This window comes from Candidatus Proelusimicrobium excrementi (assembly GCF_937881865.1).
Lineage (GTDB): Bacteria > Elusimicrobiota > Elusimicrobia > Elusimicrobiales > Elusimicrobiaceae > Proelusimicrobium > Proelusimicrobium excrementi.
In genome coordinates this window covers 1-2,747 of sequence record NZ_CALGEO010000002.1, presented here as the reverse complement: position 1 = coordinate 2,747, position 2,747 = coordinate 1, and the positions used below count along the sequence as shown (strand labels likewise).

The window sequence follows — 2,747 nt, the reverse complement described above, 5'->3', positions numbered from 1 at the left end:
CGACGCCTATCTCCCGCAATACCGCAAAGCGACCGAGCTCCAAGACGCGTTGATCCGCCTCTTCGGCGCCCGCTTCCAAAAGCAGTTTGACAATTTTTTCATCGCCCGATGACACCGCTTGCATTAACGGCGTTTTTCCGCTTGAATCTGTCATATTGACGTCCGCGCCCGCCGCAAGAAGAGCTTTTACAAAATCAAAATTACCGGAAGAAGCCGCCCAAGCCAAAGGAGTATCGCCGCTTTCGGTTTTTAAATTAACGTCCGCGCCGGCCTCAAGCAAAGCTTTAAAAGTATTTTCGTCATAAGTTCTTACGGCTTTAAACAAAGGCGTTTCGCCCTCGGAATCCAAAAGGTTTAAAGCTTCTTTCGGCAGAGAAACGGGCTCTTCTTCCGCTTCAGGCTTTTGGCCTTTCCAAAAGCTGTGCGGCTGATAATAAACCGGGGTGCGGTAAACTTCAAATTTATTACGGAAGCGTATTTCCTCAAACGGCAGCAAGGCAGTATTCCCGCCGGAAGAAACTTTAATATCCCAAGGTTCTTTAATGCCGTTAAAAGTAAAAGATATCTCGCCTTCAGCTTCAGGCGAATCGAAAAACGCCCGCATATAGGCTTCTTCGGACGAGCGGTTATCGGCCGCAGTCTTATAAGAAACGTATAAATAAGAGGCGTTTTCGTTTTTGCCGTCTTTAAAGCGGATTTCAATTTCCTTGGGTTTGGCGCGCATTGCCGCTTTGCCGAAATCGGCCGGAGTCAATGTTTCATTCTCGCCGTTAAAATAGCGTACGGTAAAAGACTCGATTTCCGGTATATTTTCCCCGTCTTTGGCAGGGGCGTTAAAGCGCACGGTAAATGCGGTATTATATTTTTTATTGAACTGATTAAAAAGTTCTTTATCCGGCAAACCGTTTTCTTCAAGATTTTCCGCCGCTTCTTTATATTCTTGCAAAGCGTTCGCCCTAAACTCCGCCCAATTAGAGCCGGGAATCATAGCCGAAGAAGCAAAATCCTCAAAATCCAAGGCGACTTCTTTTCCTTTCAGCCAAGATATAAGTTCCGTTTGGCGGGTATCCCTGCGCTGCGTCCACAAAGCCACGCCGCCGTAAGGGGCCGCCCCGATGATAATATCGGTATACAAAGGATCGCCGTCTTCATCCTTTTTAGAGAACATTTCTTTTAATTTTTCATAAGGAAGGGGCTCTTCCAGCGAATAAGCTTTGTTTTCAACTACGGAATAATACACCATATCAAGCTTGCGCGGCAGAGGGCGGGCACCGCCTGCGCTTATATGGGAAGATCCCCCCGCAGGGTATCCCCACTCGCTTGCTGGGCGCGGGAAAACTTCCGCCGTGCGTTCCCCCTCTTCATCCAAATCAAGTACGGTAAAAAACGGCTGAATCGGATATAAAGGATGCATGGCAAGGCCAAGCTCATATTCGACTATGCCGTTTTTAGCGTTTTCCTCAGCGGCGGCCTCTTCAAAGCTTTGGCCCGGCTTAAGAGCGCGCAGGATTTTAAGGTCCCCTTCAAAAATTGCCAGCACCTTTTTGCGGGCTTTTGCAAAATCCTCTTCGGAGATATCTTTAAGAGGGTTATCCTCGTCTTCATCGGCATCGCGCAAAGCGGCCTCTTTATATTTTTTAAAGTTGAAAGGATTTTGTTTTTCATAGCGGATAACGTCCTCAAAAATAGCGGCCGATACTTTGGGATCGTCAGTTTGCAAATTACGCTTTACGCTTTCGGTAAATTCCTCTACAATCCAAGATTCTTCCCCAAAACTTAAATCCGCGTGCAAAGAAGCCAATATCAAATAGCGCAAACGCTCGACATAAAACCAGAAAAACAGCTCCTCCGGCGTAAAAATGTTTGGCAAATCGCCGGAATTGATAAATACGCTAATAACGTTTGCCGGGGAAACGGTTTCGAAAAAATCCGCCGGCATAGATGCGTACTTTTTATGCAAATCTGCCAGTTCTTTCTCCGCTTGGGCAACTAATTTATTGAGGCTTTCTTCATCCATATCGCCGTTGGCGTCTTTATATTTTTCCGCCATGTCCGCGTATTCTTTTCCCATAGTTTGTTTAACGTCATCAGGCAGATTTTCAGCAATCATTTCCGTAAATAAGGGATATATCTTTTCCCTTATTGCAGGAGTATCATAAGCTATCGCCTCCTTAGGGGTTTCCCCTCCGCCCATACAGCCGAAATTGGCCGCCTGTGCGCACAAAACTGAAGAAAATACGGACAGCTTAATAAATTTATTCATAAATCTCCCCGATTCAGTAAAAATATTAATTTATTATAGCAAAATAGCCCCAATACAAATTAAAATCCGCGTTTAGATTTTATACTTTGGAAAATTAAATCTTTCTTTTTAGAAAAGTTTATTTAAAAAACCGTCAACTGTTTTCGGCTTTTAACAAAACGCCCGACGTACGACACGACACAAATAATAATCTGTCATGCTGAACTTGACTGCTTAAAAATGGACGACATCAGGTAAAACCTGACCTACATTGAATGAGTGTTTAAGTAAGGTCTAAGCGTGAGATAATGTAACCGGCGTGGTTTTTCAGATTTGAGGAAAATTGCTAGCAATGAACGATAAAGATAGGCCGAGTAAAAGCAGTGCGAGAATGCAACCAGCGTGAACTTCTGGATTTGAGCCTGATTTGTGTTTTCTTATGAGTGAGGCATACTTGCCGCTATGCGAACGAAGTGAGCGAGGTATCCGAACGAGGAAAAAACAC

General features: G+C 44.7%; 1 protein-coding gene. It reads right to left on the bottom strand.

Annotation, left to right across the window (positions count from 1 at the left end; genetic code table 11):
- Positions 1 to 2,263: DUF2931 family protein (locus tag ACQY26_RS00015; protein WP_428047034.1), on the bottom strand; the 2,263-nt coding region annotated here is incomplete at its 3' end.
- Positions 2,264 to 2,747: the final 484 nt, after the last annotated feature.